This is a genomic window from Pseudomonas fragariae (ex Marin et al. 2024), assembly GCF_059621105.1.
In genome coordinates this window covers 4,103,642-4,128,011 of sequence record NZ_CM184369.1, presented here as the reverse complement: position 1 = coordinate 4,128,011, position 24,370 = coordinate 4,103,642, and the positions used below count along the sequence as shown (strand labels likewise).

Sequence of the window (24,370 nt, the reverse complement as noted above, 5' to 3'; positions counted from 1 at the left end):
ATTGCTAGCTATTTCGGTAAGGCGATAACCAGCAGCTGATGCGGAGACCGAAATGCCCCTTGCTACCAATGCGCTTCTTCAGGCCACAACCTCTGTGACCGCCAGGTCCGGTGTGGCCAACAATGCGGTCAAGTCTGCTGACAGCAGCAAGGACGGGGCCTCCAGCTTTTCCAATGTCTATGCAAAGCAGGCGAAAGACACCGTGCCTGCGCGCGAAGATGCGCCAGTAAAGCCAGCCCGCGACAAGACCGCGCCTGACAAGGACAAGGTTGCCGCCGGCAAGGACAAGCCTGCAAGCGATCAGGCAAATGCCGCCGACAAGTCTGGCGTTGCCGATAGCGGCAATGATTTGCCAGCCAGGCCGGCTGCTGCAGATGATGACGCAGCCCATTCTGACTCGAAGCAGGATGATGCGCAGGCCTCTGCCGATCCGGCGCTGAATGACGGCCAGGCGATCGTCGATCCCGTCCTTGATCCGGCATTGCAGGCAATGACCGCACAGGCTCCCGCGGCACCTGTTGTAGCCAAGGCGCCAAGTGCACAAGTTGTCACTGCGCCAGCGGTCTCGGCGCTCACCACTACGCAGGCGGCCCCGCCAGCAGTGGCTAAAGAAGCCTTCGATCCGGACGCCGATCCGCTTGATGGTCTGGATGCTGTGCAGCTGGCGCTGGAAAACGCCACTGCCAAGACTCAACTGGCTGCGCAGAATGCCCAGGCTGCCAACAAGGCGACGCCGAGCAATGCTGAAGCTGACCCGAATCAGAATATCGTCAATAACCTGTCGGTCCTGAGCGAGCAGCTTCCGTCCGAAGGCGGCAGCACCGAAAGCAGTGACAAGTCGTTCAGCGGTTTGATCGGCGAGGGGCTGAAGGATGTCAAAGGCGCCGCCGGTGATACTCGCGTCGACAACTTTGCCGATCGCCTCGCAGCGCTCAGTCAGGCCGCGCAACCTGCACGCGCAGCGGCTGCACCTGCCGCACCCTTGATGAACCAACCGTTGGCCATGCATCAAAGCGGCTGGACCGAAGGCATCGTCGATCGCGTCATGTACCTGTCGAGCCAGAACCTCAAGACCGCCGATATCAAGCTGGAACCTGCCGAACTCGGTCGTCTTGATATCCGTATCAACATGGCGCCTGAGCAGCAGACCCAGGTGACATTCATGAGCGCGCACATGGGCGTACGTGATGCGCTGGAAAGCCAGATGTCGAAGCTGCGTGAATCGTTCGTGCAGCAGGGGCTTGGCAACGTCGACGTCAATGTCTCCGATCAGTCGCAACAGCAGGCCCAGCAACAGGCTCAGGAACAGGCCAGCCGCTCCCAGCGCAGCGGTCGTGGCGGTGGCATGAGCTCCGGCGATAGCTCCGATGAAATCGCAGGCGTCGATGCGGCCATCCCGGTCAGCCAGCCAGCAGCACGTGTGATCGGCACCAGTGAGATCGATTATTACGCGTGAGGCTCCTGCGTCACATGGCAGTCGCTACACGATGTCATGCATTGTCTTCACGTCTTGGCGCAGAAATGCTTTTTGAGCGCGATGGCACTGATGAAGTCGAGGGGCGAAAAGGTGATTTGAGCCAAACGCTAATTAGCCTGATATCACAGAACCGTTGTGTGACGCAGAGCGTCACGAACTGCATTCCCACGCTGGAGCGTGAGGAACGATAGTCATCAGCTACCGGGCCGTGCCTCTAGCCCGACTACTCTAAAGTGCTTTTCGAGCACGATGGCACTGACGACGCAGAGTGCGACGTTAGTGACGGCTGAGTCCTGGCGCTGATCCGGGGGTAGCCTGGCAGGACGCCAGGCTAGCCGCACCGGGCCATGGAGGGCCCGTTGCGGCGACCCCCGGATCAGTGTCAGGACGAAGGAACCCGACGAAGTCGGGCCGGAAACAGGAGCGAAGGACTTTGCTCACTTTGGTCCCTCAAAGTGAGTCGCCGAGGGGCGAAAAGGTCCCCTGAGTCGAACCTCAATCCACCTGACAAAGAAAAACCGCCGTGTGACGCAGAGCGTCACGAACTGCATTCCCACGCTGGAGCGTGAGGAACGATAGTCGTGGCAGCCGCGACGCGACGTCACGAACGGCATTGCCACGCGGAGCGTGGGGGCGATAGTCATCAACTCCCGGGCCGGGCCCTCAGCGCTGGCACAAGAATCACGATCCCTGCGCGCCCTGGCGCGTAACCGGTTGTGTCCGATACATCCCCGTTTCGTACAACTCTGGCATAACACTTGCTCTGCCTCTGTCACGTATTGAAGAACCTCTTGAATAGTGACGGATTATTGGCATGGCGCAGAGCGAAGAAGTTAAAGACCCCGCGACCACAGGCAAAGGTAAAGGCAAACTCAAGCTCATTATCATCGCCGTCGTGGCGTTGCTGCTGGCGGTAGGCTTGTCGGTGGGCGCGACCTGGTTCCTCATGCACAAGAGCGAAAGCAAGGTAGATCCAGCGGCGGCTGCCGCGGCAGCGAACGTCAAGCCAGTGGCGGTGTTCGAACCGATGACCCCGGCCTTCGTCGTCAACTTCAACGCCAACGGTCGCCAACGCTACATGCAGGTGAGTATTACCATGCTGGGCCGTAACGCAGCCGACATGGAAGCGCTGAAGGTACACATGCCATTGATCCGCAATAATCTGGTCATGCTGTTTGCAGCCATTCCCTTCGAATCGCTGGCTTCGCCGATCGGCCAGGAAATGCTGCGCCAGAAAGCGACCGCCAGCATTCAGGAAGTCGCACAGAAAGAACTCGGCAAGACTGTGATCGAACAGCTGCTCTTCACTAACTTCGTATTGCAGTAGGACTCTCCCATGGCCGTGCAAGACCTGCTCTCCCAGGATGAGATCGATGCGCTGCTGCATGGCGTCGACGATGGGATGGTCCAGACCGACAACAACAGCGAACCTGGCAGCGTCAAAAGTTACGACCTGACCAGCCAGGACCGGATCGTCCGCGGACGCATGCCGACGCTGGAAATGATCAACGAGCGATTCGCCCGCTACACGCGTATCAGCATGTTCAACCTGCTGCGCCGCTCTGCGGACGTGGCGGTGGGCGGTGTCCAGGTCATGAAGTTCGGTGAGTACGTGCATTCCCTGTACGTGCCGACCAGCCTTAACCTGGCCAAGATCAAGCCGCTGCGTGGCACCGCGCTGTTCATTCTCGATGCCAAGCTGGTGTTCAAGCTGGTGGACAACTTTTTCGGCGGTGACGGGCGTCACGCCAAGATCGAAGGCCGGGAGTTCACGCCGACCGAACTGCGTGTCGTGCGCATGGTGCTGGATCAGGCGTTTGTCGACCTCAAGGAGGCCTGGCAGGCGATCATGGAAGTGAATTTCGAGTACATCAACTCGGAAGTGAACCCGGCCATGGCCAACATCGTAGGGCCGAGCGAGGCTGTAGTTATTTCCACCTTCCACATCGAACTCGATGGCGGTGGTGGCGATCTGCACGTGACCATGCCGTACTCGATGATTGAGCCGATCCGCGAAATGCTCGATGCCGGTTTCCAGTCCGATCTGGACGACCAGGATGAGCGTTGGGTCAACGCGCTCAAGGAAGACGTGCTGGACGTCAACGTGCCGCTCACGACGACCATCGCCCAGCGCCAGTTGCCGTTGCGGGACATTCTGCACATGCGCCCTGGTGATGTGATCCCGGTGGAACTGAGCGACTCGCTGGTCATGCGAGCCAATGGCGTACCTTCATTCAAGGTCAAGCTTGGCTCGCACAAGGGCAAGATGGCCCTGCAAGTAATCGAACCCATAGCGCGACGCTGACCTTTCTGGTCTGCGTCGGAAATTGTTGCGTAACTGAAATACTGCGTGCAGAGGACAACCGATGGCTGATGAAAACGATATGACGTCTGCTGAAGACCAGGCATTGGCCGATGAATGGGCTGCTGCCTTGGGCGAAGCTGGCGACAGTCAGGCTGATATTGATGCGTTGCTGGCTGCGGACGCCGGGAATTCGGGTAGCCGGATGGCCATGGAAGAGTTTGGCAGCGTGCCGAAAAGCACTGGTCCGGTTTCTCTGGATGGTCCCAATCTGGATGTGATTCTCGACATTCCGGTATCGATCTCCATGGAAGTGGGCAGCACCGACATTAACATTCGCAACCTGTTGCAGCTCAACCAGGGCTCGGTGATCGAGCTGGATCGTCTGGCGGGCGAACCGCTGGATGTGCTGGTCAACGGCACACTGATCGCGCATGGCGAAGTGGTGGTGGTCAACGAAAAGTTCGGCATCCGTCTGACCGACGTGATCAGCCCGAGCGAACGCATCAAGAAGCTGCGCTAAGTGAGGCGCTGGCTGAGTGTTCTGCTGACCCTGCCATCGCTGGCCTGGGCCGCCGAACCCGCCGCTCAGGCGGCGCCTGCGCAGGTGGCCAACACGGTCTCCGGCGGCATGGGCGGGCAGGTGGTGCAACTGCTGTTCGGTCTGATCCTGGTGATTGGTCTGATCTTCGTGCTCGCCTGGCTGATGCGCCGGGTGCAGCGCGTCGGGCCGAACAGCAATCAGGTGATCGAGCTGGTGAGTTCGCGCGCGCTGGGGCCGCGTGATCGGCTGGTGCTGGTGCAGATCGGCAATGAACAGGTGCTGCTGGGCATTACGCCCGGGCGAATCACGCCTCTGCATGTGCTCAAGGAGCCGGTGCAGGTGCCGGTGCGCGAGCAGGCCACCCCTGAATTCGCTCAGCGCCTGATGGAGCTGATGGGCAAGGATAAGGACAAGAAGTGATGGGCGCCTTGCGTTTCCTGATACTGCTGTTGCTGGTCATGGTGACGCCTGCTGCGCTGGCGGCCGATCCGCTGTCGATTCCGGCGATCACGCTGTCCAACGGTGCCGATGGTCAGCAGGAGTATTCGGTCAGCCTGCAGATTCTGCTGATCATGACCGCGCTGAGCTTCATTCCGGCGTTTGTCATGTTGATGACCAGCTTCACGCGAATCATCATCGTCTTCTCGATCCTGCGTCAGGCCCTCGGCCTGCAGCAGGCGCCGTCGAACCAGATCCTCACCGGCATGGCGCTGTTTCTGACCATGTTCATCATGGCGCCGGTCTTCGATCGGGTGAATCAGGACGCCTTGCAGCCTTACCTGGCGGAGAAACTTTCCGCGCAGGATGCGGTGGCCAAGGCGCAAGTGCCGATCAAGGACTTCATGCTGGCCCAGACGCGCACCAGCGATCTCGAGCTGTTCATGCGCCTGTCCAAGCGTACCGACATTCCGACCCCGGATGCCGCGCCATTGACCATTCTGGTTCCGGCGTTCGTGATTTCGGAACTCAAGACGGCGTTTCAGATCGGCTTCATGATCTTCATTCCGTTTCTGATCATCGATCTGGTGGTGGCCAGTGTGCTGATGGCGATGGGTATGATGATGCTGTCGCCGCTGATCATTTCTCTGCCGTTCAAGATCATGCTGTTTGTACTGGTGGACGGCTGGGCGCTGATTGTCGGCACCCTGGCTGGCAGTTTTGGTGGCGTATGAGCCGTTTTACTGAGGAGTCTGCCCGATGACGCCGGAAGTAGCCGTCGATCTGTTCCGCGAGGCGCTGTGGCTGACCACTGTGCTGGTCGCGATTCTTGTGGTGCCGAGCCTGTTGTGCGGTCTGCTGGTGGCCATGTTTCAGGCGGCCACGCAGATCAACGAACAGACCTTGAGCTTCCTGCCGCGTCTGCTGGTGATGCTCGTCACCCTTATCGTCATCGGCCCGTGGCTGTTGAAAATATTCATGGAATACATGCTGTCGTTGTACACCAGTATTCCGACCCTGATCGGCTAGCACCGCATGCAGCCGATGCTTGCGCTGACCGATACCCAGATCAGTACCTGGGTAGCCAGCTTCATGCTGCCGCTGTTTCGCATCATCGCGTTGCTGATGACCATGCCGATCATCGGCACCACGCTGGTCCCGCGTCGCGTGCGCATGTATCTCGCCGTGGCGATCACCGTAGTGGTCGCGCCTGCGCTCCCAGCCATGCCGCCCGTGCAGGCGCTCGACCTGAGCGCGCTGTTGCTGATCGGTGAACAGATCATCATCGGCGCCGGGATGGGCTTGTCGTTGCAGTTGTTCTTCCATATCTTTGTCATCGCGGGACAGATCATCTCGACGCAGATGGGGATGGGCTTTGCGTCAATGGTCGACCCTACCAACGGTGTTTCCTCCGCCACCATTGGTCAGTTCTTCACGATGCTGGTCACCCTGTTGTTCCTGGCCATGAACGGCCATCTGGTGGTGCTGGAGGTTCTCGTCGAGAGCTTTACCACGATGCCGGTCGGCAGTGGTTTGCTGGTCAATAACTTCTGGGAGCTGGCCAACGGGCTGGGCTGGGTACTGGCTTCGGGTCTGCGACTGGTATTGCCTGCGATCACCGCGCTGCTGATCATCAACATCGCCTTCGGGGTCATGACTCGCGCCGCGCCGCAACTCAACATCTTTTCCATCGGCTTCCCGCTTACGCTGGTGTTGGGCATGGTCATTCTGTGGATGACGATGGGTGACATGCTCAATCAGTATCAACCGATCGCAACGCAGGCATTGCAGGCGTTGCGCGATATGGTGAGGGCTCGTTGAATGGCAGAAAACGAGAATGGCCAGGACAAGACAGAAGACCCCACGGAAAAAAAGGTCAAGGACTCACGGGCTGACGGCCAGATCGCGCGCTCCAAGGAGCTGACCACGCTGGTGGTGATGCTGATGGGGGCGGGCGGGTTACTGATGTTCGGCTCTGATATCGCCCTGATGATGTCCGAACTGATGCGTGACAATTTCACGATATCCCGTGAAACCCTGATGGACCAGTCCTACATGGGCAAGGCGCTGCTCAGTTCCGGGATGCATGCGCTGGTCGTGGTCCTGCCGTTTCTGATCGCCATGCTGGTTGCCGCACTGGTGGGGCCGATCATGCTCGGTGGCTGGTTGTTCGCAACCAAATCGTTGATGCCCAAGTTCAGCCGCATGAACCCGGCAGCAGGGCTCAAGCGCATGTTCTCGCCGCATGCGCTGGTCGAGTTGCTCAAGTCCTTCGGAAAATTCCTGATCACTCTGGCAGTGGCGCTGGTGGTCCTGAACAATGAGCGCAAGGATCTGGTCGCGATTGCTCACGAGCCGCTCGAGCAGGCCATGATCCACAGCCTGTTGGTGGTGGGCTGGAGCAGTTTCTGGATGGCGTGCGGCCTGATATTCATCGCGGCAGCGGACGTGCCGTTCGTGTTGTATGAAGCGCACAAGAAGCTGTTGATGACCAAGCAGGAGGTGCGCGACGAGCACAAGAACAGCGAGGGCAGCCCGGAGGTCAAGCAACGTATTCGTCAGTTGCAGCGTGAAATGTCGCAGCGGCGCATGATGGCCTCCGTTCCCGAAGCAGACGTGATCATCACCAACCCGACACACTTCGCCGTCGCCCTCAAATACGATCCCGAGCAGGGCGGGGCGCCGATGTTGCTGGCCAAGGGTACGGATCTGGTGGCGCTTAAAATTCGTGAAATCGGCGCGCATAACGAGATCCTGATTCTGGAGTCTGCGGCACTGGCGCGTTCTATCTACTACAGCACCGAGCTTGATCAGGAGATCCCTGCCGGGCTGTATCTGGCAGTCGCCCAGGTGCTGGCCTACGTCTACCAGATCCGCCAGTTCCGCGCCGGTCAGGGCAAGCGCCCCGACCCTCTGGGCGACATCAAGATCCCGCCCGACCTGCAGCGCGACGCGTAGTCTGCTCCTGGACGCGTGGTGCGGCGCAGGTTTGTGACGCAGAGCGTCACCCACGGCCTTCCCGCGCTGGAGCGTGAGGAGCGAGATTTCTCCGGCAGACACCTGCCCATGCTCCGCGCGGGCATGCCGTTCCGGACGCTCCGCGTCCGTTCTTGCACAGGTAAACGAGAAGATTTTCTGACTGCGCTCAGCGCACCGGATTTACGTGACTTCTGTGCCTAAAGCCTTACCGCCACTGGCTTTGTAAAAGTTGGACAGATTTTTGCAACAGGGTCGATACAGGGCGCCATCGGCGTCAATGTTTTGATCTAGTGCGCAGGTAACGAATCAGTGGATCGCTCTCAATTACTCAGTAGCGCACGCAGCAACATCACAGGCCTGGGCCGTGGTCAGTTGGGCGTTCCGTTGTTGTTGCTGGTCATGATGGCAATGATGATGTTGCCGATGCCGCCGTTCCTGCTGGACGTGTTCTTCACGTTCAACATTGCACTGTCCATCGTCGTACTGCTGGTCTGCGTGTACGCCCTGCGGCCGCTGGATTTTTCTGTGTTTCCGACCATTCTGCTGGTCGCCACGTTGCTGCGTCTGGCGCTGAACGTGGCTTCCACCCGGGTGGTGATGCTTCACGGTCAGGACGGCCACGCCGCGGCGGGCAAGGTGATTCAGGCCTTCGGTGAAGTGGTGATCGGTGGCAACTACGTCGTCGGTATCGTGGTGTTCGCGATTCTGATGATCATCAACTTCGTGGTTATCACCAAGGGTGCCGGCCGTATTTCCGAGGTGAGCGCACGCTTTACCCTCGACGCGATGCCCGGCAAACAGATGGCGATCGACGCCGACCTCAACGCCGGCCTCATCGATCAGCCGGAAGCCAAGCGCCGCCGTGCCGAAGTCGCCCAGGAAGCCGAGTTCTACGGTTCCATGGACGGTGCCAGTAAATTCGTGCGCGGCGATGCGATTGCCGGTCTGCTGATTCTGTTCATCAACCTGATCGGCGGCATGCTGGTCGGTATCCTGCAACACAACATGACTTTCGCCGACGCCGGCCGTGTTTATACCCTGTTGACCATCGGTGACGGTTTGGTGGCGCAATTGCCATCACTGCTGCTGTCCACCGCCGCAGCGATCATGGTGACCCGTGCTTCCGGTTCGGAAGAGATGGGCAAGCTGATCAATCGTCAGATGTTCGCCTCGCCCAAGGCGCTGGGGGTTTCCGCTGCAATCATGATCGTCATGGGCCTTGTCCCGGGCATGCCGCACTTTTCCTTTATCAGTCTCGGGCTGGTTGCCGCAGGCGGCGCCTACCTGTTGTGGAAAAAAGAAAATCAGGTGAAGGTCGAGGCCATCGCCGAAGTGCAGCGCCAGCAAGACCTGCTGCCTTCGCCGACCCGTGTTCAGGATGCCAAAGAACTGGGTTGGGATGACGTGACGCCCATCGATATCATTGGCCTGGAAGTGGGTTATCGCCTGATTCCGCTGGTGGATCGCAATCAAGGTGGCCAGTTGCTGGCGCGTATCAAGGGTGTGCGCAAGAAGCTCTCGCAAGAGCTCGGTTTCCTGATGCCTACCGTGCACATTCGCGACAACCTCGATCTGGCGCCAAGCGCCTATCGTCTGACGCTGATGGGTGTGATTCTGGCCGAGGCCGAGATCTACCCGGATCGCGAACTGGCGATCAACCCCGGTCAAGTGTTCGGCACCCTGAACGGCATTACCGCCAGAGACCCGGCGTTTGGTCTGGAAGCCGTGTGGATCGAAATCAGCCAGCGCAGTCAGGCGCAGTCACTGGGTTACACCGTGGTCGATGCCAGTACGGTAGTGGCAACCCACCTGAACCAGATTCTCTACAAACATTCGCATGAGCTGATCGGCCACGAGGAAGTCCAGCAATTGATGCAATTGCTGGCCAAAAGCTCGCCCAAGCTGGCTGAAGAGCTGGTACCGGGCGTGCTGTCGCTGTCCTCGCTGCTCAACGTGCTGCAGGCGCTGCTGGCTGAACACGTACCTGTGCGGGATATTCGCAGCATTGCAGAGGCTATCGCCAACAACGCCGGGAAGAGTCAAGATACCGCCGCTTTGGTGGCCGCAGTGCGCGTGGGTCTGAGCCGCGCAATCGTCCAAAGCATTGTAGGCGTTGAGCCGGAGCTGCCTGTTATCACTCTGGAGCCAAGGTTGGAACAGATATTGCTCAATAGTTTGCAGAAGGCTGGTCAGGGTCAGGAAGAAGGCGTTCTTCTTGAGCCAAGCATGGCTGAGAAGCTCCAGCGTTCGTTGATCGAGGCCGCCCAGCGTCAGGAGATGCAAGGGTTGCCGGTAATTCTTCTGGTAGCAGGGCCTGTCCGGGCGATGCTGTCACGATTTGGACGATTGGCTGTACCGAACATGCATGTTCTGGCGTATCAGGAAATTCCGGACAACAAGCAAGTAACCATCGTAGCGACTGTCGGGCCAAACGGCTGAGGTAGTGAGTCATGCAAGTTAAGCGATTTTTCGCCGCCGATATGCGTCAAGCCATGAAGCTGGTTCGCGATGAGCTGGGCGCTGAAGCGGCCATCATCGGTAACCGGCGCATTGCCGGTGGCGTAGAGCTGACTGCCGCTCTGGATTACAAGCTGTCCGCCCTGGCACCGCGTGTGCCGAACATGGAGCTGGAAGACGAGTTGCGCAAGACTCAGTCGCGTATCGTTTCCGCCCAGGCCGAATTGAACAACCGCAGCGACAGCGATGCATCGATCAACCTGCAGCTGTTTTCCGGCAAGCCGGGCAACCCTGCCGAGACGCACATCGAGCCGACACTCGAAGAGCCGCCGCGTCCATTCGCGTATGCACCGCCACAGGCCGCCGAGCCTGCCATTGGCCAGCGCGCCTATGACTCGATGCGCTCCGAATTGAACGGCCTGCGTGAGCTGCTGGAAGTCCAGCTCGGCTCGCTGGCCTGGAACCAGCTGCAGGGCACTCGTCCGCAGCAGGCCAACCTGTGGCGACGCCTGCAACGTGTCGGCCTGTCCGGCCCGCTGTCACGCGACCTGCTGTCGATGATTCCGGAGATCGACGAGCCTCGTCAGGCCTGGCGCATGCTGCTGGCGCACCTGGCCCGCATGATCGCCGTCCCTGAAGTCGAGCCGCTCGAAGAGGGCGGCGTGATTGCAATGGTCGGTCCTGCCGGCATGGGCAAGACCACCACGCTGGCCAAACTGGCAGCACGTTACGTGTTGAAGTACGGCCCGCAGAATATCGCACTGGTCAGCATGGACAGTTTCCGCATCGGCGCGCAGGAGCAGCTCAAGACCCTTGGGCGCATCCTCAACGTACCGGTCACCCATATCGATCCTGGCCAGTCTCTGGTTCAGGCGCTGGAACCGCTGCTGCGCAAGCGCGTGGTGCTGATTGACACCGCCGGCCTGCAGGCCAGTGATCCTGCGCTGCGCATGCAGCTGGAAAGCCTCGCGGGTCGTGGCATCAAGTCGCGCAACTATCTGGTACTGGCAACCACCAGCCAGAAGCAGGTGCTGACAGCCGCGTATCACAGTTACAAACGTTGTGGCCTGGCCGGATGCATTCTGACCAAGCTTGATGAAACAGCCAGCCTCGGTGAAGTCCTGAGCCTGGCGATCAGTCACGAATTACCTGTGGCCTACCTCACGGACGGACCACGCATTCCTGATGACCTGCATACCCCGCGTCGTCATCAACTGGTAAGCCGCGCGGTGAGTGTGCAAATGCAGGATGAGCCTAGTGAAGAAGCAATGGCTGATATGTTTGCTGACCTCTATCACACCCCTGGCAAGAGAGTGGGTTAAGTGATGGATATTATTGGAATGTCCCTGCGTCAACGGTCTGCCATGCGGTGTTCATTTGCGCACGTGCAGCCCTCGATGTGGTTTCGGTCTACGCAAGACAAGGTAAAGAAATAACATGGGCAGCATGCATCCCGTACAGGTTATCGCGGTGACCGGTGGCAAAGGTGGCGTCGGTAAGACTAACGTGTCAGTGAACCTTTCACTGGCCCTCGCCGAGCTCGGCCGTCGCGTCATGCTGCTGGACGCCGATCTGGGTCTGGCCAATGTCGACGTGCTGCTTGGGTTGACGCCCAAGCGCACGCTTGCCGATGTCATCGAGGGGCGTTGTGAGTTGCGCGACGTGCTGTTGCAGGGGCCGGGCGGGGTTCGGATCGTACCCGCTGCGTCCGGCACCCAGAGCATGGTGCATCTGTCGCCCGCTCAGCATGCCGGCCTGATCCAGGCGTTCAGCGAGATTGGCGACAACCTCGATGTGTTGGTGATCGACACAGCCGCCGGTATCGGCGAGTCGGTGGTCAGCTTCGTGCGCGCCGCTCAGGAAGTGCTGCTGGTGGTGTGCGACGAGCCCACGTCGATCACCGATGCCTACGCCCTGATCAAACTGCTCAACCGCGATTACGGCATGAACCGCTTCCGGGTGCTGGCCAACATGGCACAGAGCCCGCAGGAAGGGCGCAACCTGTTCGCCAAACTGACCAAAGTGACGGATCGTTTTCTCGATGTTGCGCTGCAGTATGTAGGTGCCGTGCCGTACGACGAATGCGTACGCAAGGCTGTACAGAAACAGCGCGCCGTTTACGAAGCATTCCCGCGTTCCAAATGTGCACTGGCCTTCAAGGCCATTGCCCAGAAGGTTGATACCTGGCCGTTGCCAGCCAACCCGCGGGGTCATCTCGAGTTCTTCGTTGAGCGACTCGTTCACCAGACCAGTGCAGGGCCTGTGCAATGACTGCGAGCGGCTACCAGATGTACAGCAAGACTTCCCGTAATTCACAATACGAGTTGATCGAGCGCTATGCGCCCTTGGTCAAGCGTATCGCTTATCATCTGCTGGCGCGCTTGCCGGCCAGCGTGCAGGTCGAGGATCTGATCCAGGCCGGCATGATCGGCCTGCTTGAAGTCTCCACCAAGTATGATTCCACCAAGGGTGCGAGTTTCGAGACCTATGCCGGCATCCGCATCCGTGGTGCGATGCTCGATGAAGTGCGCAAGGGGGACTGGGCGCCACGCTCGGTACACCGCAATACGCGCATGGTGAGTGACGCAATTCGGGCAATTGAAGCTAAAACCGGCCGTGACGCTAAAGATCACGAGGTTGCGGCCGAACTCCAGTTAAGTCTCGATGATTACTACGGGATTTTGAACGATACCTTGGGCAGCCGCCTCTTCAGTTTCGACGACCTGCTGCAGGACGGCGATCATGAAGGGCTGCACGAGGATGGCGCAAGCGGTTCGCTTGAGCCGTCGCGCGACCTGGAAGACGAGCGCTTCCAGGCTGCGTTGGCCGATGCAATTGCCAATCTGCCAGAGCGTGAGCGTCTGGTGTTGGCGCTGTACTACGACGAAGAGCTGAACCTCAAGGAAATCGGAGAGGTTCTGGGGGTCAGCGAATCTCGGGTCAGTCAGTTACACAGCCAGTGCGCAGCTCGTTTGCGAGGGCGTTTGGGGGAGTGGCGAGCGCGTTGACAGGCAATGTGCGGTCTATGGCCGCGCGTTGACTGCAAGCCGGCTGTGCAGAGCGTTACGTGGTAACAGGATGGACCCGTCAGAAGCCTGTCAGGCATTGCCTTGATGGGCTTGTTTCTCAGGTCTTTGCCTGTTGTTGTGCCAAGCCCGTCGTCGTTTCGTACAGCCGGGGGTGTGCTGTGCCAGTATTGAGTGAACAGCGTGTTCAGGTGCTGAACGCGTTAAAGACTGCTTGGAGGTCGAATTGGACAAGAACATGAAAATCCTCATCGTTGATGACTTCTCAACGATGCGGCGGATCATCAAGAACCTTTTGCGTGATCTGGGGTTTACCAACACATCGGAAGCGGATGATGGTCTGACCGCATTGCCGATGCTGCAGAGCGGTGCCTTTGACTTTCTGGTGACGGACTGGAACATGCCTGGCATGTCCGGTATCGATCTGCTGCGCGAAGTCCGCAAGGACGAACGCCTCAAGAGCCTTCCCGTGCTGATGGTCACTGCCGAAGCCAAGCGTGAGCAGATCATTGAAGCTGCCCAGGCTGGGGTGAACGGTTATGTAGTCAAGCCATTCACTGCCCAAGCCCTGAAAGACAAGATCGACAAGATCTTTGAACGCGTCAATAGCTGATGCAAGCCGCGAGGGCGCTATGGATAACAATGATTCGATGGCCGACTTTGAGTCGACCTTAAAAAGACACGCGCAGGAACTTGTCACCAGCCTTGAAAAGGGTCGTTTCGGTGACGCTGTGCAACTGATCCACGAACTCAATCAGACACGCGACCGCGGCCTTTATCAGGAAGTGGGCAAGCTGACTCGTGAGCTGCACAGTGCAATCGTAAACTTTCACATTGATCCGCACATGCCTCAAGCCGAGGAAGTGTCGCAGATCACGGATGCTACCGAACGCCTGTCGTATGTGGTGAGGCTGACCGAGAATGCGGCCAACCGCACCATGGACCTGGTGGAGGAGAGTACGCCGGTCATGAACGGCCTGAGTTCCGACGCCAAGGCGTTGAGCGACGACTGGGGACGTTTCATGCGCCGCGAAATCGGTGCCGAAGAGTTCCGCGAGCTGGCCAAGCGGGTCGATGGTTTTCTGACGCGTACCGAGAAGGAAACCCATCAGGTTTCCGCACATCTGAATGACATTCTGCTCGCCCAGGATTACCAGGACCTTACCGGTCAGGTCATCAAGCGTGTGACGCAACTGGTCACTGAAGTCGAGAGCAATCTGCTCAAACTGGTGCTCATGGCCAGTCATGTCGATCGCTTCGCAGGCATCGAACATGACGAACAATCCATCCTCGATGAAAAAGATCCTAAAAAACATCTCGCGCAGGGTGAAGGTCCGCAGATTCATGCCGATAAACGTGAAGACGTCGTATCCGGACAGGATGATGTAGACGATCTGCTATCGAGCCTCGGCTTCTAAGGTCTGTTGACGGTTAATTTTAGGGAGCACCCCATGAGCTTCGGCGCCGATGAAGAAATCCTTCAGGATTTTCTGGTAGAGGCCGGCGAAATTCTGGAGCAGTTGTCAGAGCAATTGGTCGAGCTGGAAAGCCGACCGGATGATGCTGACCTGCTCAATGCAATTTTTCGCGGTTTTCACACTGTAAAAGGGGGCGCCGGCTTCCTCCAGCTCCATGAGCTGGTGGAGTGCTGCCACATCGCCGAAAACGTGTTCGACATCCTGCGCAAGGGTGAACGTCGCGTTGATTCCGAACTGATGGACGTGGTCCTGGAAGCACTGGACACCGTCAACAGCATGTTTGGTCAGGTACGTGAACGGACTGACGTAACCCCGGCGACGCCAGAACTGCTGGCCGCACTTGCGCGGCTGGCCGAGCCACAATCCGCCGACGAGGCCGTTGCCCCTGAGCCGGAGCCGGTGGTTGAAGTACAGGCTGCTGCTCCGGTTGCAGAACCGGCGGCTGGCGACGAGATTACCGATGATGAATTCGAGCAGTTGCTCGATTCGCTGCACGGCTCCAGCCCGGTGTCTGCAGCGCCTGCACAGACGCCAGCAGCAGCGGCTGCGCCGGCGGGTGATGAGATCACCGATCAGGAATTTGAATCCCTGCTTGATCAGCTGCATGGCAAGGGCAAATTTGCGGCCGATGCCGCAACCGCTCCGGCCCCTGCACCTGTGGCGCAGGGCAGTGCAGCGCCTGCCAGTGATGAAATCACCGACGACGAATTCGAAGCGTTGCTCGATCAACTGCACGGCAAAGGCTCGTTTGATGGCGCTGTAGCGGCTCCCGTAGCTGCGGCACCTGTAGCCGTTGCTGCCAAGGCACCCGCTGCTGCGGCTGCATCGGACGAAATCACCGATCACGAATTCGAAAGCCTGCTCGACGAATTGCACGGCAAGGGCAAGTTCGAGCCTGAGGCGATTGTTGCCAAGGCGCCTGCTCCGGCAGCCGCAGCGGCTGCTCCGCCACCGCCGCCTCCTGTTGCCAAGCCTGCTCCGGCGCCTGCTGCGAAAGCCGAGCCGGCCAAACCCGCTGCGGCTCCGGCCGCTGCGCGCGCTCCTGCACCCAGCGGCGAAAAGCCGGTGGCTACAGAGGCTGAAACCACGGTTCGTGTCGATACCGCCCGACTGGACGAGATCATGAACATGGTCGGCGAGCTGGTTCTGGTGCGTAACCGCCTGGTGCGGTTGGGTCTCAACAGCGGCGATGAAGCCATGTCCAAGGCAGTTTCCAACCTGGATGTGGTGACTGCCGATCTGCAGACTGCGGTGATGAAAACCCGCATGCAGCCGATCAAGAAGGTCTTCGGTCGTTTTCCGCGTCTGGTTCGTGACCTGGCTCGTCAGCTCAAGAAAGAGATCAACCTGGAACTGGTCGGTGAAGAGACCGACCTCGACAAGAACCTCGTAGAGGCGCTTGCCGATCCGCTGGTCCACTTGGTGCGTAACGCGGTCGACCACGGTATCGAAACGCCGGAAGAGCGCGAAGCCACGGGCAAATCCCGCGGCGGTCGGGTAATCCTTTCGGCAGAGCAGGAGGGCGACCATATCCTGCTGTCGATCTCCGATGACGGCAAGGGCATGGACCCTAACGTCCTGCGCTCCATTGCTGTGAAGCGTGGCGTCATGGACAAGGATGCAGCCGATCGGTTGAGTGACACCGACTGCTACAACCTGATCTTCGCGCCGGGTTTCTCGACCAAGACCGAGATTTCCGATGTGTCGGGTCGCGGTGTGGGCATGGACGTGGTCAAGACCAAGATCTCCCAGCTCAACGGTTCGATCAATATCTACTCGACCAAGGGCCAGGGTTCGAAGATCGTCATCAAGGTGCCGCTGACCCTGGCGATCATGCCGACCCTGATGGTGATGCTGGGCAACCAGGCCTTCGCTTTCCCGCTGGTCAACGTCAACGAAATCTTCCACCTGAACCTGTCGACTACCAACGTGGTTGATGGCCAGGAAGTAGTGATCGTACGTGACAAGGCCTTGCCGCTGTTCTACCTCAAGCGCTGGCTGGTCAGTTCAGCGGCTCACGAGGAGCAGCGCGAAGGGCACGTGGTGATCCTCACAGTCGGTACCCAGCGCATCGGCTTTGTCGTCGATCAACTGGTTGGTCAGGAAGAAGTGGTTATCAAACCGCTGGGCAAGATGCTGCAAGGTACGCCGGGCATGTCGGGCGCCACCATCACCGGTGACGGTCGCATCGCCTTGATTCTCGATGTACCCAGCATGCTCAAGCGTTACGCCGCACGGCGTATCTGAACCCGGGGTTGCGGGCAGCCTGGCTGCCTGCGACACCTATTGGAGTGTTTATGGCAGTCAAGGTCCTGGTGGTGGATGATTCCGGTTTTTTCCGCCGCCGCGTTACGGAAATTCTTTCTTCGGACCCCAACATTGTAGTGGTCGGCACCGCCACCAACGGCAAGGAAGCGATTGAGCAGGCGCTGGCGCTCAAGCCGGATGTCATCACCATGGACTACGAAATGCCGATGATGGATGGCATTACGGCAGTTCGCCATATCATGCAGCGTATCCCCACCCCGGTATTGATGTTCTCGTCGCTGACGCACGAAGGTGCGCGCGTGACGCTGGATGCTCTTGATGCCGGTGCGGTGGATTTTCTGCCCAAGAATTTCGAAGATATCTCGCGCAATCCGCAGAAGGTCAAGCAACTGCTGTGCGAGAAAATCAACAGTATTTCACGCAGCAACCGTCGTTCCAGCGGGTTCGGTTCAGCCAGTGCAGCTCCGGCCGCGCCGGCGCCGTCGACGTTGTCCAGCCGCGCCTCTGCGCCAGCCCCGGCACCTGCCAGGGCGGTGCCGTCACGCACTGCGACACCTGCTGCGGCTCCAGCCGCCCCGGCCAGTCATGCGCCGGCGCACCCGACGACTTCCGGCACGGCCAAGCGCAAGGCCTACAAGCTGGTGGCCATCGGCACCTCAACGGGCGGCCCGGTTGCGCTGCAACGGGTGCTGACCCAACTGCCAGCCAATTTCCCGGCACCACTGGTGCTGATTCAGCACATGCCTGCGGCGTTTACCAAGGCATTTGCCGAGCGTCTCGACAAGCTGTGCAAGATCAGCGTCAAGGAAGCCGAAGACGGCGACGTATTGCGTCCTGGTCTGGCGCTGCTGGCGCCGGGTGGCAAGCAGATGATGGTTGACGGACGCGGTACGGTGAAGATTCTGCCGGGCGACGAGCGCCTCAATTACAAGCCCTGTGTCGACATCACCTTTGGCTCTGCCGCCAAGTCCTACGGCGACAAGGTGCTTTCGGTGGTCTTGACCGGCATGGGCGCTGACGGCCGTGAGGGCGCGCGTCTGCTCAAGCAGGCCGGCAGTACCGTGTGGGCTCAGGATGAAGCGAGCTGCGTGATTTATGGCATGCCGATGGCCATCGTCAAGGCTGAGCTTGCGGACGCGATCTACAGTCTCGACGACATCGGTCGGCACCTGGTAGAGGCTTGTCTCTGATGGATGTACTGAGTCTTATCGGTCTGATTCTGGCGTTTGTCGCAATCATTGGTGGCAATTTTCTCGAAGGCGGGCACCTCGGTGCCTTGCTCAATGGCCCGGCGGCGCTGATCGTGCTGGGCGGTACGCTCGGTGCTTCGCTGTTGCAGTCGCCGATGAGCGCGTTCATGCGTGCCATGAAGATCATCCACTGGATCATTTTCCCGCCACGTATCGACCTGCCCGGTGGTGTCGACCGGGTCATCGGCTGGAGCATGACTGCCCGCAAAGAGGGCTTGCTGGGTCTGGAAACCGTAGCCGATTCCGAGCCCGACGGTTATGCCCGCAAAGGTTTGCAACTGTTGGTCGATGGTGCCGAGCCGGCAGCGATTCGCAGCATTCTCGAAGTGGATTTCATCACTCAGGAAACCCGCGATATTCAGGCTGCGAAAGTATTCGAAAGCATGGGCGGCTACGCGCCGACCGTGGGTATCATCGGCGCAGTCATGGGCCTGATTCATGTCATGGGCAACCTGGCTGACCCCAGTCAACTGGGCAGCGGTATTGCGGTGGCCTTTGTCGCCACGATCTATGGCGTGGCCATGGCCAACCTGATCCTTCTGCCAGTGGCGAACAAGCTCAAGGCCATTGCCCACCGTCAGGCGCGCTATCGCGAAATGTTGCTTGAAGGTCTTTTGTCCATCGCCGAGGGTGAAAACCCGCGCTCCATCGAACTCAAGCTGCAAGGCTTCATGGAGTAACAGCGCATGGCTCGCCGTCGTCAGGTCGAAGAACACGAAAATCACGAACGCTGGCTGGTGTCGTATGCCGACTTCATTACCTTACTGTTCGCGTTTTTCGTGGTGATGTACTCGATTTCCTCGGTCAACGAAGGCAAGTACAAGATTCTGTCCCAGGCATTGGTCGGCGTGTTCAACGACACCGAGCGCACCATGAAGCCGATCCCCATTGGTGAGCAGCGCCCGGTCTCGATCAAGCCCGCCGAGCCGCTGGTCAAGGACAGCGAGCAGACTGACGCCGGCATAGGTCAGGCGTCCGATGACCCGTTGCAGACCATCGCCCAGGACGTGCGCGATGCCTTCGGTGACCTGATCAAGTCCGACCAGATGACTGTGCGCGGCAACGAACTGTGGATCGAGATCGAGCTTAACTCCAGCATGCTTTTCGGCAGCGGCGATGCGATGCCCAGCGACAAGGCCTTCACCATCATTGAAAAGGTCGCCGGGATCGTCAAACGCTTTGACAACCCGATCCATGTCGAGGGTTTTACCGACGACCAGCCGATCAGTACTGCACAGTTTCCGACCAACTGGGAACTGTCTTCGGCGCGTTCTGCCAGCATTGTGCGCATGCTGGCCATGGACGGCGTCAATCCGGCGCGACTCGCCTCGGTGGGCTACGGTGAGTTTCAGCCGATCGTTCCCAACACCAGCACCGCCGGACGCGCCAAGAACCGCCGTGTAGTGCTGGTTATCTCCCGGAATCTGGATATTCGCCGCAGCCTGACCAGCGCCGGATCGGCCAATGTGCAGCCGGATGCTGCATTGCGGCGTGCTGGCACACAAACTGCACCGGTGCCAGCAAAGCCGCCGGTACGCGCGAACGCCGTCAATTCTCCGTCACCCGCCCCCTAAACATCGTATCGGTATGGTCGTCGCTGTACGGAAGGAAAACAATTAATGAGAGTCTGGGCAGTAGCCAACCAGAAAGGTGGAGTCGGAAAGACCACCACGACCATTGCCCTGGCCGGTTTGCTGGCCGATTCAGGCAAGCGCGTGGTGGTGGTCGATCTGGACCCTCACGGCTCCATGACCAGTTATTTCGGGCATAACCCGGACGAGCTGGAACACAGTGCTTTCGATCTGTTCCTGCATAAGGGCGCGGTGCCGGACGGTCTTCCCGGCCAGTTGCTGCTGCCTACCAGCGACAAACGTATCTCGCTGATACCGTCCAGCACTGCACTCGCCACGCTGGAACGCCAGTCACCCGGCCAGAGCGGCCTGGGCCTGGTTGTCGCGAAAAGCCTGGCTCAGTTGTGGCAGGATTTTGACTATGCGTTGATCGACAGTCCGCCGCTGCTGGGCGTTCTCATGGTCAATGCACTGGCGGCCAGCCAGCAACTGGCGATTCCGGTGCAGACCGAGTTTCTGGCCGTGAAAGGTCTGGAGCGCATGGTCAATACGCTGACCATGATCAACCGTTCGCGCAAGGTGCCGCTGCCTTACACCATCGTGCCGACCTTGTTCGACCGCCGTACCCAGGCCTCGATGGGCACCTTGAAACTGTTGCGTGACAGCTTCCCCGAGCATGTCTGGCAAGCCTATGTGCCGGTCGATACCCGACTGCGCGATGCCAGCCGTCTGGGTCTTACGCCGTCGCAGAACGACAGCAAGAGTCGTGGTGTGATCGCTTACCGGGCATTGCTCAAGCATATGCTCGCCGAGCAGCTCAATGCGCAGGTGGCCTGACGTGAACGCCTACTCTTTCTACATTGTTTGCTCAAGTGATGCCTCAATGCGGCCGATAACTCTATCAGGCTGCACATGCTCCATTTTTTGTTGGGCCCCGGTATGAACCGCCCTGTAGAAGTAGCAACGAGACCCAAAATGGCTTTGCAGTCCTATCTGGACGCATTGCTGTACGACGCGACTGAAGTGCTCGAAGAGCCCGTCAGCAGCATCGATGAATTTCAGGCGGCTGTGCTCGAAGAGCAGGCCTTTGATGCGCGGATGCAGGCGCAGATCAAACCGCTGGCGGTCGCGGTCGCCGCACCGGCTGCGGTGGCTGTCGAGGTACAGGTCGCAGCGCCTGCGCCAGTGGTTGAAGTCGCTCCGGTGATCGTTGCCGAAGCGGTGCAGGTTGACGTGGCTCAGGTTGAAGAGGCAGTGCCCACCGTTGCGCTGGTGGAACCTGTCGCCGAGTTGAGCACGCTGGCAGCCCAGCGCACTCCGACGCCACCGCCGACCAGCGATGGTCGTCCGGCATGGGCTGCCGAGCCGTTCGAATGCCTGTTGTTCGATGTGGCCGGTCTGACACTGGCGGTGCCGCTGGTGTGCCTGGGGTCGATTTATCCGCTGGCGGGGCAGGAGCTGACGCCGCTGTTCGGTCAGCCGGACTGGTTTCTCGGGATCCTGCCGTGCCAGGCAGGCAACCTGAAAGTGTTGGATACCGCGCGCTGGATCATGCCTGATCGCTACCGCGACGATTTTCGCCAGGGATTGCAGTACGTGATTTCGGTGCAGGGGTACGAGTGGGGGCTGGCGGTGCATCAGGTCAGCCGTTCGTTGCGTCTTGATCCGAACGAGATCAAATGGCGCGCGCAGCGAGGTCATCGTCCATGGCTGGCGGGTACGGTCATCGAGCACATGTGCGCGTTGCTGGATGTTGCAGAGTTGGCCGAGCTGATAGCCAGTGGCGCGGTCAAGCAGTTGAACAAGTCGAAATAATCATGGGTCGATGCCAGTGGCATCACCTGCAAAGAACACACGTGAGGGGTTGGGGTTATGAATAAGTCGTCTGCACAAGGTTCCGAAGATCCTATTCTGCAATGGGTCACGTTCCGCCTGGATAACGAGTCCTACGGCATCAACGTAATGCAGGTGCAGGAAGTGCTGCGCTACACTGAAATCGCCCCGGTGCCGGGTGCGCCAAGCTACGTATTGGGCATCATCAACCTGCGCGGTAATGTCGTGACCGTGATCGATACCCGTCAGCGTTTTGGCCTGGCCCCGGTTGAAGTCAGCGACAATACGCGTATCGTGATCATCGAAGCCGACAAGCAAGTGGTCGGTATCCTGGTCGATAGCGTGGCTGAAGTGGTTTACTTGCGTCAGTCAGAAGTTGAAACTGCGCCTAACGTCGGTAACGACGAATCGGCCAAGTTCATTCAGGGCGTTTGCAACAAGAACGGCGAGCTGTTGATTCTGGTTGAACTGGACAAAATGATGTCCGAAGAAGAGTGGTCCGAGCTGGAGAACATCTGATTGATCTTTGAGGTAGCTGTCGTCTTTCTGGGCATTCTCTGGGTTGTCACCCTGTTTATGTTCCTGGCCCATACCAGGCGTCAGCGCAAGCTCGACGCCGAGCGTGATGAGGCGGCTGCCTTGCGGGATCAGCGGATCAAGGAGTTGGCCAGACGCCTGGACAACTACCAGAACGGTACGGTGCGCATGGGCGAAGCGTTGCATGAGCTGCGTGCCGTCGTTGCGCCGTTACCGGACAAGCTCACTGCGCTGGAGCAGCGCGATCCCTCCACGCTGTCCTTCGCCCAGGCCGCCCGTCTGGTCGGCATGGGTGCCAGTATCGATGAGCTGACCCAGTCCTGCGGCCTGACCCAGGCCGAAGCGCAACTGATGACCAAACTGCACGGCAATACAGCGAGCTAATTTCTCGTTCGGATGGCTATCGTTCCCATGCTCCGCGTGGGAATGCAGTTCGTGACGCTCCGCGTCACACAGTGGTTCTGTGATGTCAGGTAGATTGGGGTTCGACTCAAGTCACCTTTTCGCCCCTCGGCGACTCACTTTGAGGGACCAAAGTGAGCAAAGTCCTTCGCTCCTGTTTCCGGCCCGACTTCGTCGGGTTCCTTCGCCCTGTCACTGATCCGGGGGTCGCCGCAACGCGCCATCCATGGCGCGGTGCGGCTAGCCTGGCGTCCTGCCAGGCTACCCCCGGATCAGCGCCAGGACTCAGCCGTCACTTACGTCGCACTCTGCGTCGTCAGTGCCATCGCGATAAAAAAGCGCATTTACGATAGCCGTGAGCGCTGGACCGTTTGGAACCTGTAACTCTCGTGCCTGTGCCGTTACTGCTCGTCCAGCGCAAACTCGGTCAGGCAGAACGTCGGGATCTTCAGGTCGTTAAGACGCTTGGAGCCGCCCAGTTCCGGCAGGTCGATAATCGCAGCGGCCTCATACACTTCGGCACCCATACGGCGGATCAGGTTGGCGGCGGCAATCAGCGTGCCTCCCGTCGCGATGAGGTCATCGAACATGACGACCGAGTCGCCTTCGCACAGACTGTCGGCATGCACTTCCAGATACGCTTCGCCGTATTCGGTCTGATACGCCTCGGACAGTACATCGGCGGGCAGCTTGCCTTGTTTGCGAAACAGCACCAGCGGCTTGTTCAGCTGATACGCGACCACCGAACCGATCAGAAAACCCCGCGCGTCCATCACGCCGATGTGGCTGAATTCGGCATCGATGTAGCGCTGCACGAAGCTGTCAATCACCTGACGGGTGGCCTTGGGCGACTGGAAGAGCGGCGTGATATCACGGAAGACCACACCCGGCTTGGGGAAGTCCACGACCGGGCGGATGAGGGATTTGAAGTTCGATTGATCGAAAGTCATCAGGGGGTTCCATGGCAGTTTTGGCCGACAGTTTAAGCCGACCCGCCAAAGATCGCACGTTTCAGCTTTGCATCGACCCGCCAGCCAGCGCACACAGCTCGATGGGGTCGAGGATGTGTATCTCTTTGCCCTCGGCAGAAATCAGCTGATTTTGCTGGAATCGGGTAAATACACGGGACACCGTCTCGACTGCCAGACCCAGGTGATTACCGATTTCATTGCGCGACATGCTCAGGCGGAACTGATTGGCCGAAAAGCCTCTGGCGCGAAAGCGTGCAGACAGATTGATCAGAAACGTGGCGATACGCTCATCGGCGGTCTTTTTCGACAGCAGCAGCATCATTTGCTGATCGTCACGGATCTCACGGCTCATGACGCGCATCAACTGCCGACGCAGTTGCGGCAGTCTTACGGACAGCTCGTCCAGGCGCTCGAAAGGGATTTCGCAGACCGATGTGGTTTCCAGTGCCTGCGCCGAGACCGGGTAAGCCTCGGCGTCCATGCCGGACATGCCTACCAGTTCGCTGGGCAGGTGAAAGCCGGTGAGCTGTTCTTCACCGCTGTCACTGATATTGAAGGTTTTCAACGCCCCGGAACGCACCGCGTAGACCGACTCGAAGGTGTCACCCTGGCGAAACAGAAACTCGCCTTTCTTCAGTGGCCGGCCGCGTTTGACGATCTGGTCAAGGCAGTCCATGTCTTCGGTATTTAACGAAAGGGGCAGGCACAACGGCGCGAGACTGCAATCCTTGCAGTGAGCCTGGGTTTGAGCGCGCAACTTGACTGGCTCGGACATCACTTAATTCCTTGTGGGAAATCACACATAAGCCGTAAGGGTAACTCACCCAGGCTTGTCGG

At 59.2% G+C, this 24,370-nt stretch carries 25 protein-coding genes; 23 read left to right on the top strand and 2 right to left on the bottom strand.

The annotated features are described in order from the left end of the window. Positions 1-52 precede the first annotated feature (52 nt). The 23 genes from AC54XV_RS17735 (at position 53) to AC54XV_RS17625 (ending at position 22,544) form a co-directional block, all read left to right on the top strand. Positions 53-1,456 carry a flagellar hook-length control protein FliK gene (locus AC54XV_RS17735; RefSeq protein WP_011268437.1) on the top strand — a complete coding sequence of 468 codons (1,404 nt, stop codon included), beginning with the start codon at positions 53-55 and terminating at the stop codon, positions 1,454-1,456. 835 nt (positions 1,457-2,291) lie between these two features. After that, the gene (gene fliL, locus AC54XV_RS17730) at positions 2,292-2,804 is read left to right on the top strand and encodes a flagellar basal body-associated protein FliL (RefSeq protein WP_003343996.1); all 513 of its coding nucleotides are present in this window, start codon (positions 2,292-2,294) and stop codon (positions 2,802-2,804) included. Between the two features lie 9 nt (positions 2,805-2,813). Further along, complete coding sequence (gene fliM, locus AC54XV_RS17725; protein ID WP_003422170.1) at positions 2,814-3,782, top strand: flagellar motor switch protein FliM; 969 nt, start codon at positions 2,814-2,816, stop codon at positions 3,780-3,782. A 61-nt stretch (positions 3,783-3,843) separates the two neighbouring features. Then, positions 3,844-4,302, top strand: a complete 459-nt coding sequence (fliN, locus tag AC54XV_RS17720) for a flagellar motor switch protein FliN (protein ID WP_003316817.1) — start codon at positions 3,844-3,846, stop codon at positions 4,300-4,302. Next, the gene (gene fliO, locus AC54XV_RS17715; RefSeq protein ID WP_003343990.1) at positions 4,303-4,743 is read left to right on the top strand and encodes a flagellar biosynthetic protein FliO; all 441 of its coding nucleotides are present in this window, start codon (positions 4,303-4,305) and stop codon (positions 4,741-4,743) included. After that, positions 4,743-5,495, top strand: a complete 753-nt coding sequence (fliP, locus tag AC54XV_RS17710; RefSeq protein ID WP_003316820.1) for a flagellar type III secretion system pore protein FliP — start codon at positions 4,743-4,745, stop codon at positions 5,493-5,495. The genes fliO and fliP overlap by 1 nt, the downstream gene beginning before the upstream one ends. A 25-nt stretch (positions 5,496-5,520) precedes the next feature. Further along, positions 5,521-5,790 (top strand): flagellar biosynthetic protein FliQ, encoded by a 270-nt coding sequence (locus AC54XV_RS17705; protein WP_002554277.1) that lies wholly within the window; start codon positions 5,521-5,523, stop codon positions 5,788-5,790. 6 nt (positions 5,791-5,796) lie between these two features. Next, on the top strand, positions 5,797-6,582 hold the full coding sequence (gene fliR / locus AC54XV_RS17700) for a flagellar biosynthetic protein FliR (protein ID WP_011268436.1): 786 nt from the start codon (positions 5,797-5,799) through the stop codon (positions 6,580-6,582). Then, positions 6,583-7,719: a flagellar biosynthesis protein FlhB gene (gene flhB / locus AC54XV_RS17695; RefSeq protein WP_060400335.1), complete on the top strand. Its 1,137-nt coding sequence runs from the start codon at positions 6,583-6,585 to the stop codon at positions 7,717-7,719. 330 nt (positions 7,720-8,049) lie between these two features. After that, positions 8,050-10,179 (top strand): flagellar biosynthesis protein FlhA, encoded by a 2,130-nt coding sequence (gene flhA / locus AC54XV_RS17690; protein WP_003412395.1) that lies wholly within the window; start codon positions 8,050-8,052, stop codon positions 10,177-10,179. 11 nt (positions 10,180-10,190) lie between these two features. Next, positions 10,191-11,519 carry a flagellar biosynthesis GTPase FlhF gene (gene flhF / locus AC54XV_RS17685; RefSeq protein ID WP_004408091.1) on the top strand — a complete coding sequence of 443 codons (1,329 nt, stop codon included), beginning with the start codon at positions 10,191-10,193 and terminating at the stop codon, positions 11,517-11,519. Between the two features lie 115 nt (positions 11,520-11,634). Then, positions 11,635-12,468, top strand: coding sequence for a flagellar synthesis regulator FleN (gene fleN / locus AC54XV_RS17680; protein WP_003412391.1), 834 nt, complete (start codon positions 11,635-11,637; stop codon positions 12,466-12,468). Then, a complete protein-coding gene (gene fliA / locus AC54XV_RS17675) occupies positions 12,465-13,205 on the top strand; it encodes an RNA polymerase sigma factor FliA (protein ID WP_003378731.1) in 741 nt (246 codons plus the stop codon). The genes fleN and fliA overlap by 4 nt, the downstream gene beginning before the upstream one ends. 256 nt (positions 13,206-13,461) lie before the next feature. Next, positions 13,462-13,836 (top strand): chemotaxis response regulator CheY, encoded by a 375-nt coding sequence (locus AC54XV_RS17670; RefSeq protein ID WP_161420660.1) that lies wholly within the window; start codon positions 13,462-13,464, stop codon positions 13,834-13,836. Between the two features lie 19 nt (positions 13,837-13,855). Then, positions 13,856-14,641, top strand: coding sequence for a protein phosphatase CheZ (locus AC54XV_RS17665; RefSeq protein ID WP_003316828.1), 786 nt, complete (start codon positions 13,856-13,858; stop codon positions 14,639-14,641). 33 nt (positions 14,642-14,674) lie between these two features. Beyond that, the gene (locus tag AC54XV_RS17660; protein WP_058399422.1) at positions 14,675-16,948 is read left to right on the top strand and encodes a chemotaxis protein CheA; all 2,274 of its coding nucleotides are present in this window, start codon (positions 14,675-14,677) and stop codon (positions 16,946-16,948) included. Positions 16,949-16,998: 50 nt separating this feature from the next. Next, complete coding sequence (locus AC54XV_RS17655; protein WP_004408097.1) at positions 16,999-18,159, top strand: protein-glutamate methylesterase/protein-glutamine glutaminase; 1,161 nt, start codon at positions 16,999-17,001, stop codon at positions 18,157-18,159. Then, a complete protein-coding gene (locus tag AC54XV_RS17650; protein WP_003436124.1) occupies positions 18,159-18,899 on the top strand; it encodes a flagellar motor protein in 741 nt (246 codons plus the stop codon). Before AC54XV_RS17655 ends, AC54XV_RS17650 begins: the two co-directional genes overlap by 1 nt. A 6-nt stretch (positions 18,900-18,905) precedes the next feature. Continuing rightward, the gene (motD, locus tag AC54XV_RS17645; RefSeq protein ID WP_004408098.1) at positions 18,906-19,793 is read left to right on the top strand and encodes a flagellar motor protein MotD; all 888 of its coding nucleotides are present in this window, start codon (positions 18,906-18,908) and stop codon (positions 19,791-19,793) included. 45 nt (positions 19,794-19,838) lie between these two features. Continuing rightward, on the top strand, positions 19,839-20,627 hold the full coding sequence (locus AC54XV_RS17640) for a ParA family protein (RefSeq protein WP_003316833.1): 789 nt from the start codon (positions 19,839-19,841) through the stop codon (positions 20,625-20,627). Between the two features lie 75 nt (positions 20,628-20,702). Further along, on the top strand, positions 20,703-21,605 hold the full coding sequence (locus AC54XV_RS17635) for a CheW domain-containing protein (protein WP_011268431.1): 903 nt from the start codon (positions 20,703-20,705) through the stop codon (positions 21,603-21,605). Positions 21,606-21,662: 57 nt separating this feature from the next. Beyond that, positions 21,663-22,142 (top strand): chemotaxis protein CheW, encoded by a 480-nt coding sequence (locus AC54XV_RS17630; protein ID WP_003370201.1) that lies wholly within the window; start codon positions 21,663-21,665, stop codon positions 22,140-22,142. Beyond that, positions 22,143-22,544, top strand: coding sequence for a DUF2802 domain-containing protein (locus AC54XV_RS17625; RefSeq protein ID WP_003316837.1), 402 nt, complete (start codon positions 22,143-22,145; stop codon positions 22,542-22,544). 419 nt (positions 22,545-22,963) lie between these two features. Here AC54XV_RS17625 and AC54XV_RS17620 read toward each other — a convergent pair whose 3' ends face one another. Then, positions 22,964-23,512, bottom strand: a complete 549-nt coding sequence (locus tag AC54XV_RS17620; RefSeq protein ID WP_003412368.1) for an adenine phosphoribosyltransferase — start codon at positions 23,510-23,512, stop codon at positions 22,964-22,966. A 61-nt stretch (positions 23,513-23,573) separates the two neighbouring features. After that, positions 23,574-24,308 (bottom strand): fumarate/nitrate reduction transcriptional regulator Fnr, encoded by a 735-nt coding sequence (gene fnr / locus AC54XV_RS17615; protein ID WP_004408100.1) that lies wholly within the window; start codon positions 24,306-24,308, stop codon positions 23,574-23,576. Between the last annotated feature and the right edge of the window lie 62 nt (positions 24,309-24,370).

Bases quoted from the DNA above. Each gene is read 5' to 3' on its own strand.
- AC54XV_RS17735 (WP_011268437.1), top strand. From the start codon at position 53: ATGCCCCTTGCTACCAATGCGCTTCTTCAGGCCACAACCTCTGTGACC.
- fliL (WP_003343996.1), top strand. From the start codon at position 2,292: ATGGCGCAGAGCGAAGAAGTTAAAGACCCCGCGACCACAGGCAAAGGT.
- fliM (WP_003422170.1), top strand. From the start codon at position 2,814: ATGGCCGTGCAAGACCTGCTCTCCCAGGATGAGATCGATGCGCTGCTG.
- fliN (WP_003316817.1), top strand. From the start codon at position 3,844: ATGGCTGATGAAAACGATATGACGTCTGCTGAAGACCAGGCATTGGCC.
- fliP (WP_003316820.1), top strand. From the start codon at position 4,743: ATGGGCGCCTTGCGTTTCCTGATACTGCTGTTGCTGGTCATGGTGACG.
- AC54XV_RS17705 (WP_002554277.1), top strand. From the start codon at position 5,521: ATGACGCCGGAAGTAGCCGTCGATCTGTTCCGCGAGGCGCTGTGGCTG.
- fliR (WP_011268436.1), top strand. From the start codon at position 5,797: ATGCAGCCGATGCTTGCGCTGACCGATACCCAGATCAGTACCTGGGTA.
- flhB (WP_060400335.1), top strand. From the start codon at position 6,583: ATGGCAGAAAACGAGAATGGCCAGGACAAGACAGAAGACCCCACGGAA.
- flhF (WP_004408091.1), top strand. From the start codon at position 10,191: ATGCAAGTTAAGCGATTTTTCGCCGCCGATATGCGTCAAGCCATGAAG.
- fleN (WP_003412391.1), top strand. From the start codon at position 11,635: ATGGGCAGCATGCATCCCGTACAGGTTATCGCGGTGACCGGTGGCAAA.
- fliA (WP_003378731.1), top strand. From the start codon at position 12,465: ATGACTGCGAGCGGCTACCAGATGTACAGCAAGACTTCCCGTAATTCA.
- AC54XV_RS17670 (WP_161420660.1), top strand. From the start codon at position 13,462: ATGAAAATCCTCATCGTTGATGACTTCTCAACGATGCGGCGGATCATC.
- AC54XV_RS17665 (WP_003316828.1), top strand. From the start codon at position 13,856: ATGGATAACAATGATTCGATGGCCGACTTTGAGTCGACCTTAAAAAGA.
- AC54XV_RS17660 (WP_058399422.1), top strand. From the start codon at position 14,675: ATGAGCTTCGGCGCCGATGAAGAAATCCTTCAGGATTTTCTGGTAGAG.
- AC54XV_RS17655 (WP_004408097.1), top strand. From the start codon at position 16,999: ATGGCAGTCAAGGTCCTGGTGGTGGATGATTCCGGTTTTTTCCGCCGC.
- AC54XV_RS17650 (WP_003436124.1), top strand. From the start codon at position 18,159: ATGGATGTACTGAGTCTTATCGGTCTGATTCTGGCGTTTGTCGCAATC.
- motD (WP_004408098.1), top strand. From the start codon at position 18,906: ATGGCTCGCCGTCGTCAGGTCGAAGAACACGAAAATCACGAACGCTGG.
- AC54XV_RS17640 (WP_003316833.1), top strand. From the start codon at position 19,839: ATGAGAGTCTGGGCAGTAGCCAACCAGAAAGGTGGAGTCGGAAAGACC.
- AC54XV_RS17635 (WP_011268431.1), top strand. From the start codon at position 20,703: ATGCTCCATTTTTTGTTGGGCCCCGGTATGAACCGCCCTGTAGAAGTA.
- AC54XV_RS17630 (WP_003370201.1), top strand. From the start codon at position 21,663: ATGAATAAGTCGTCTGCACAAGGTTCCGAAGATCCTATTCTGCAATGG.
- AC54XV_RS17620 (WP_003412368.1), bottom strand. From the start codon at position 23,512: ATGACTTTCGATCAATCGAACTTCAAATCCCTCATCCGCCCGGTCGTG.
- fnr (WP_004408100.1), bottom strand. From the start codon at position 24,308: ATGTCCGAGCCAGTCAAGTTGCGCGCTCAAACCCAGGCTCACTGCAAG.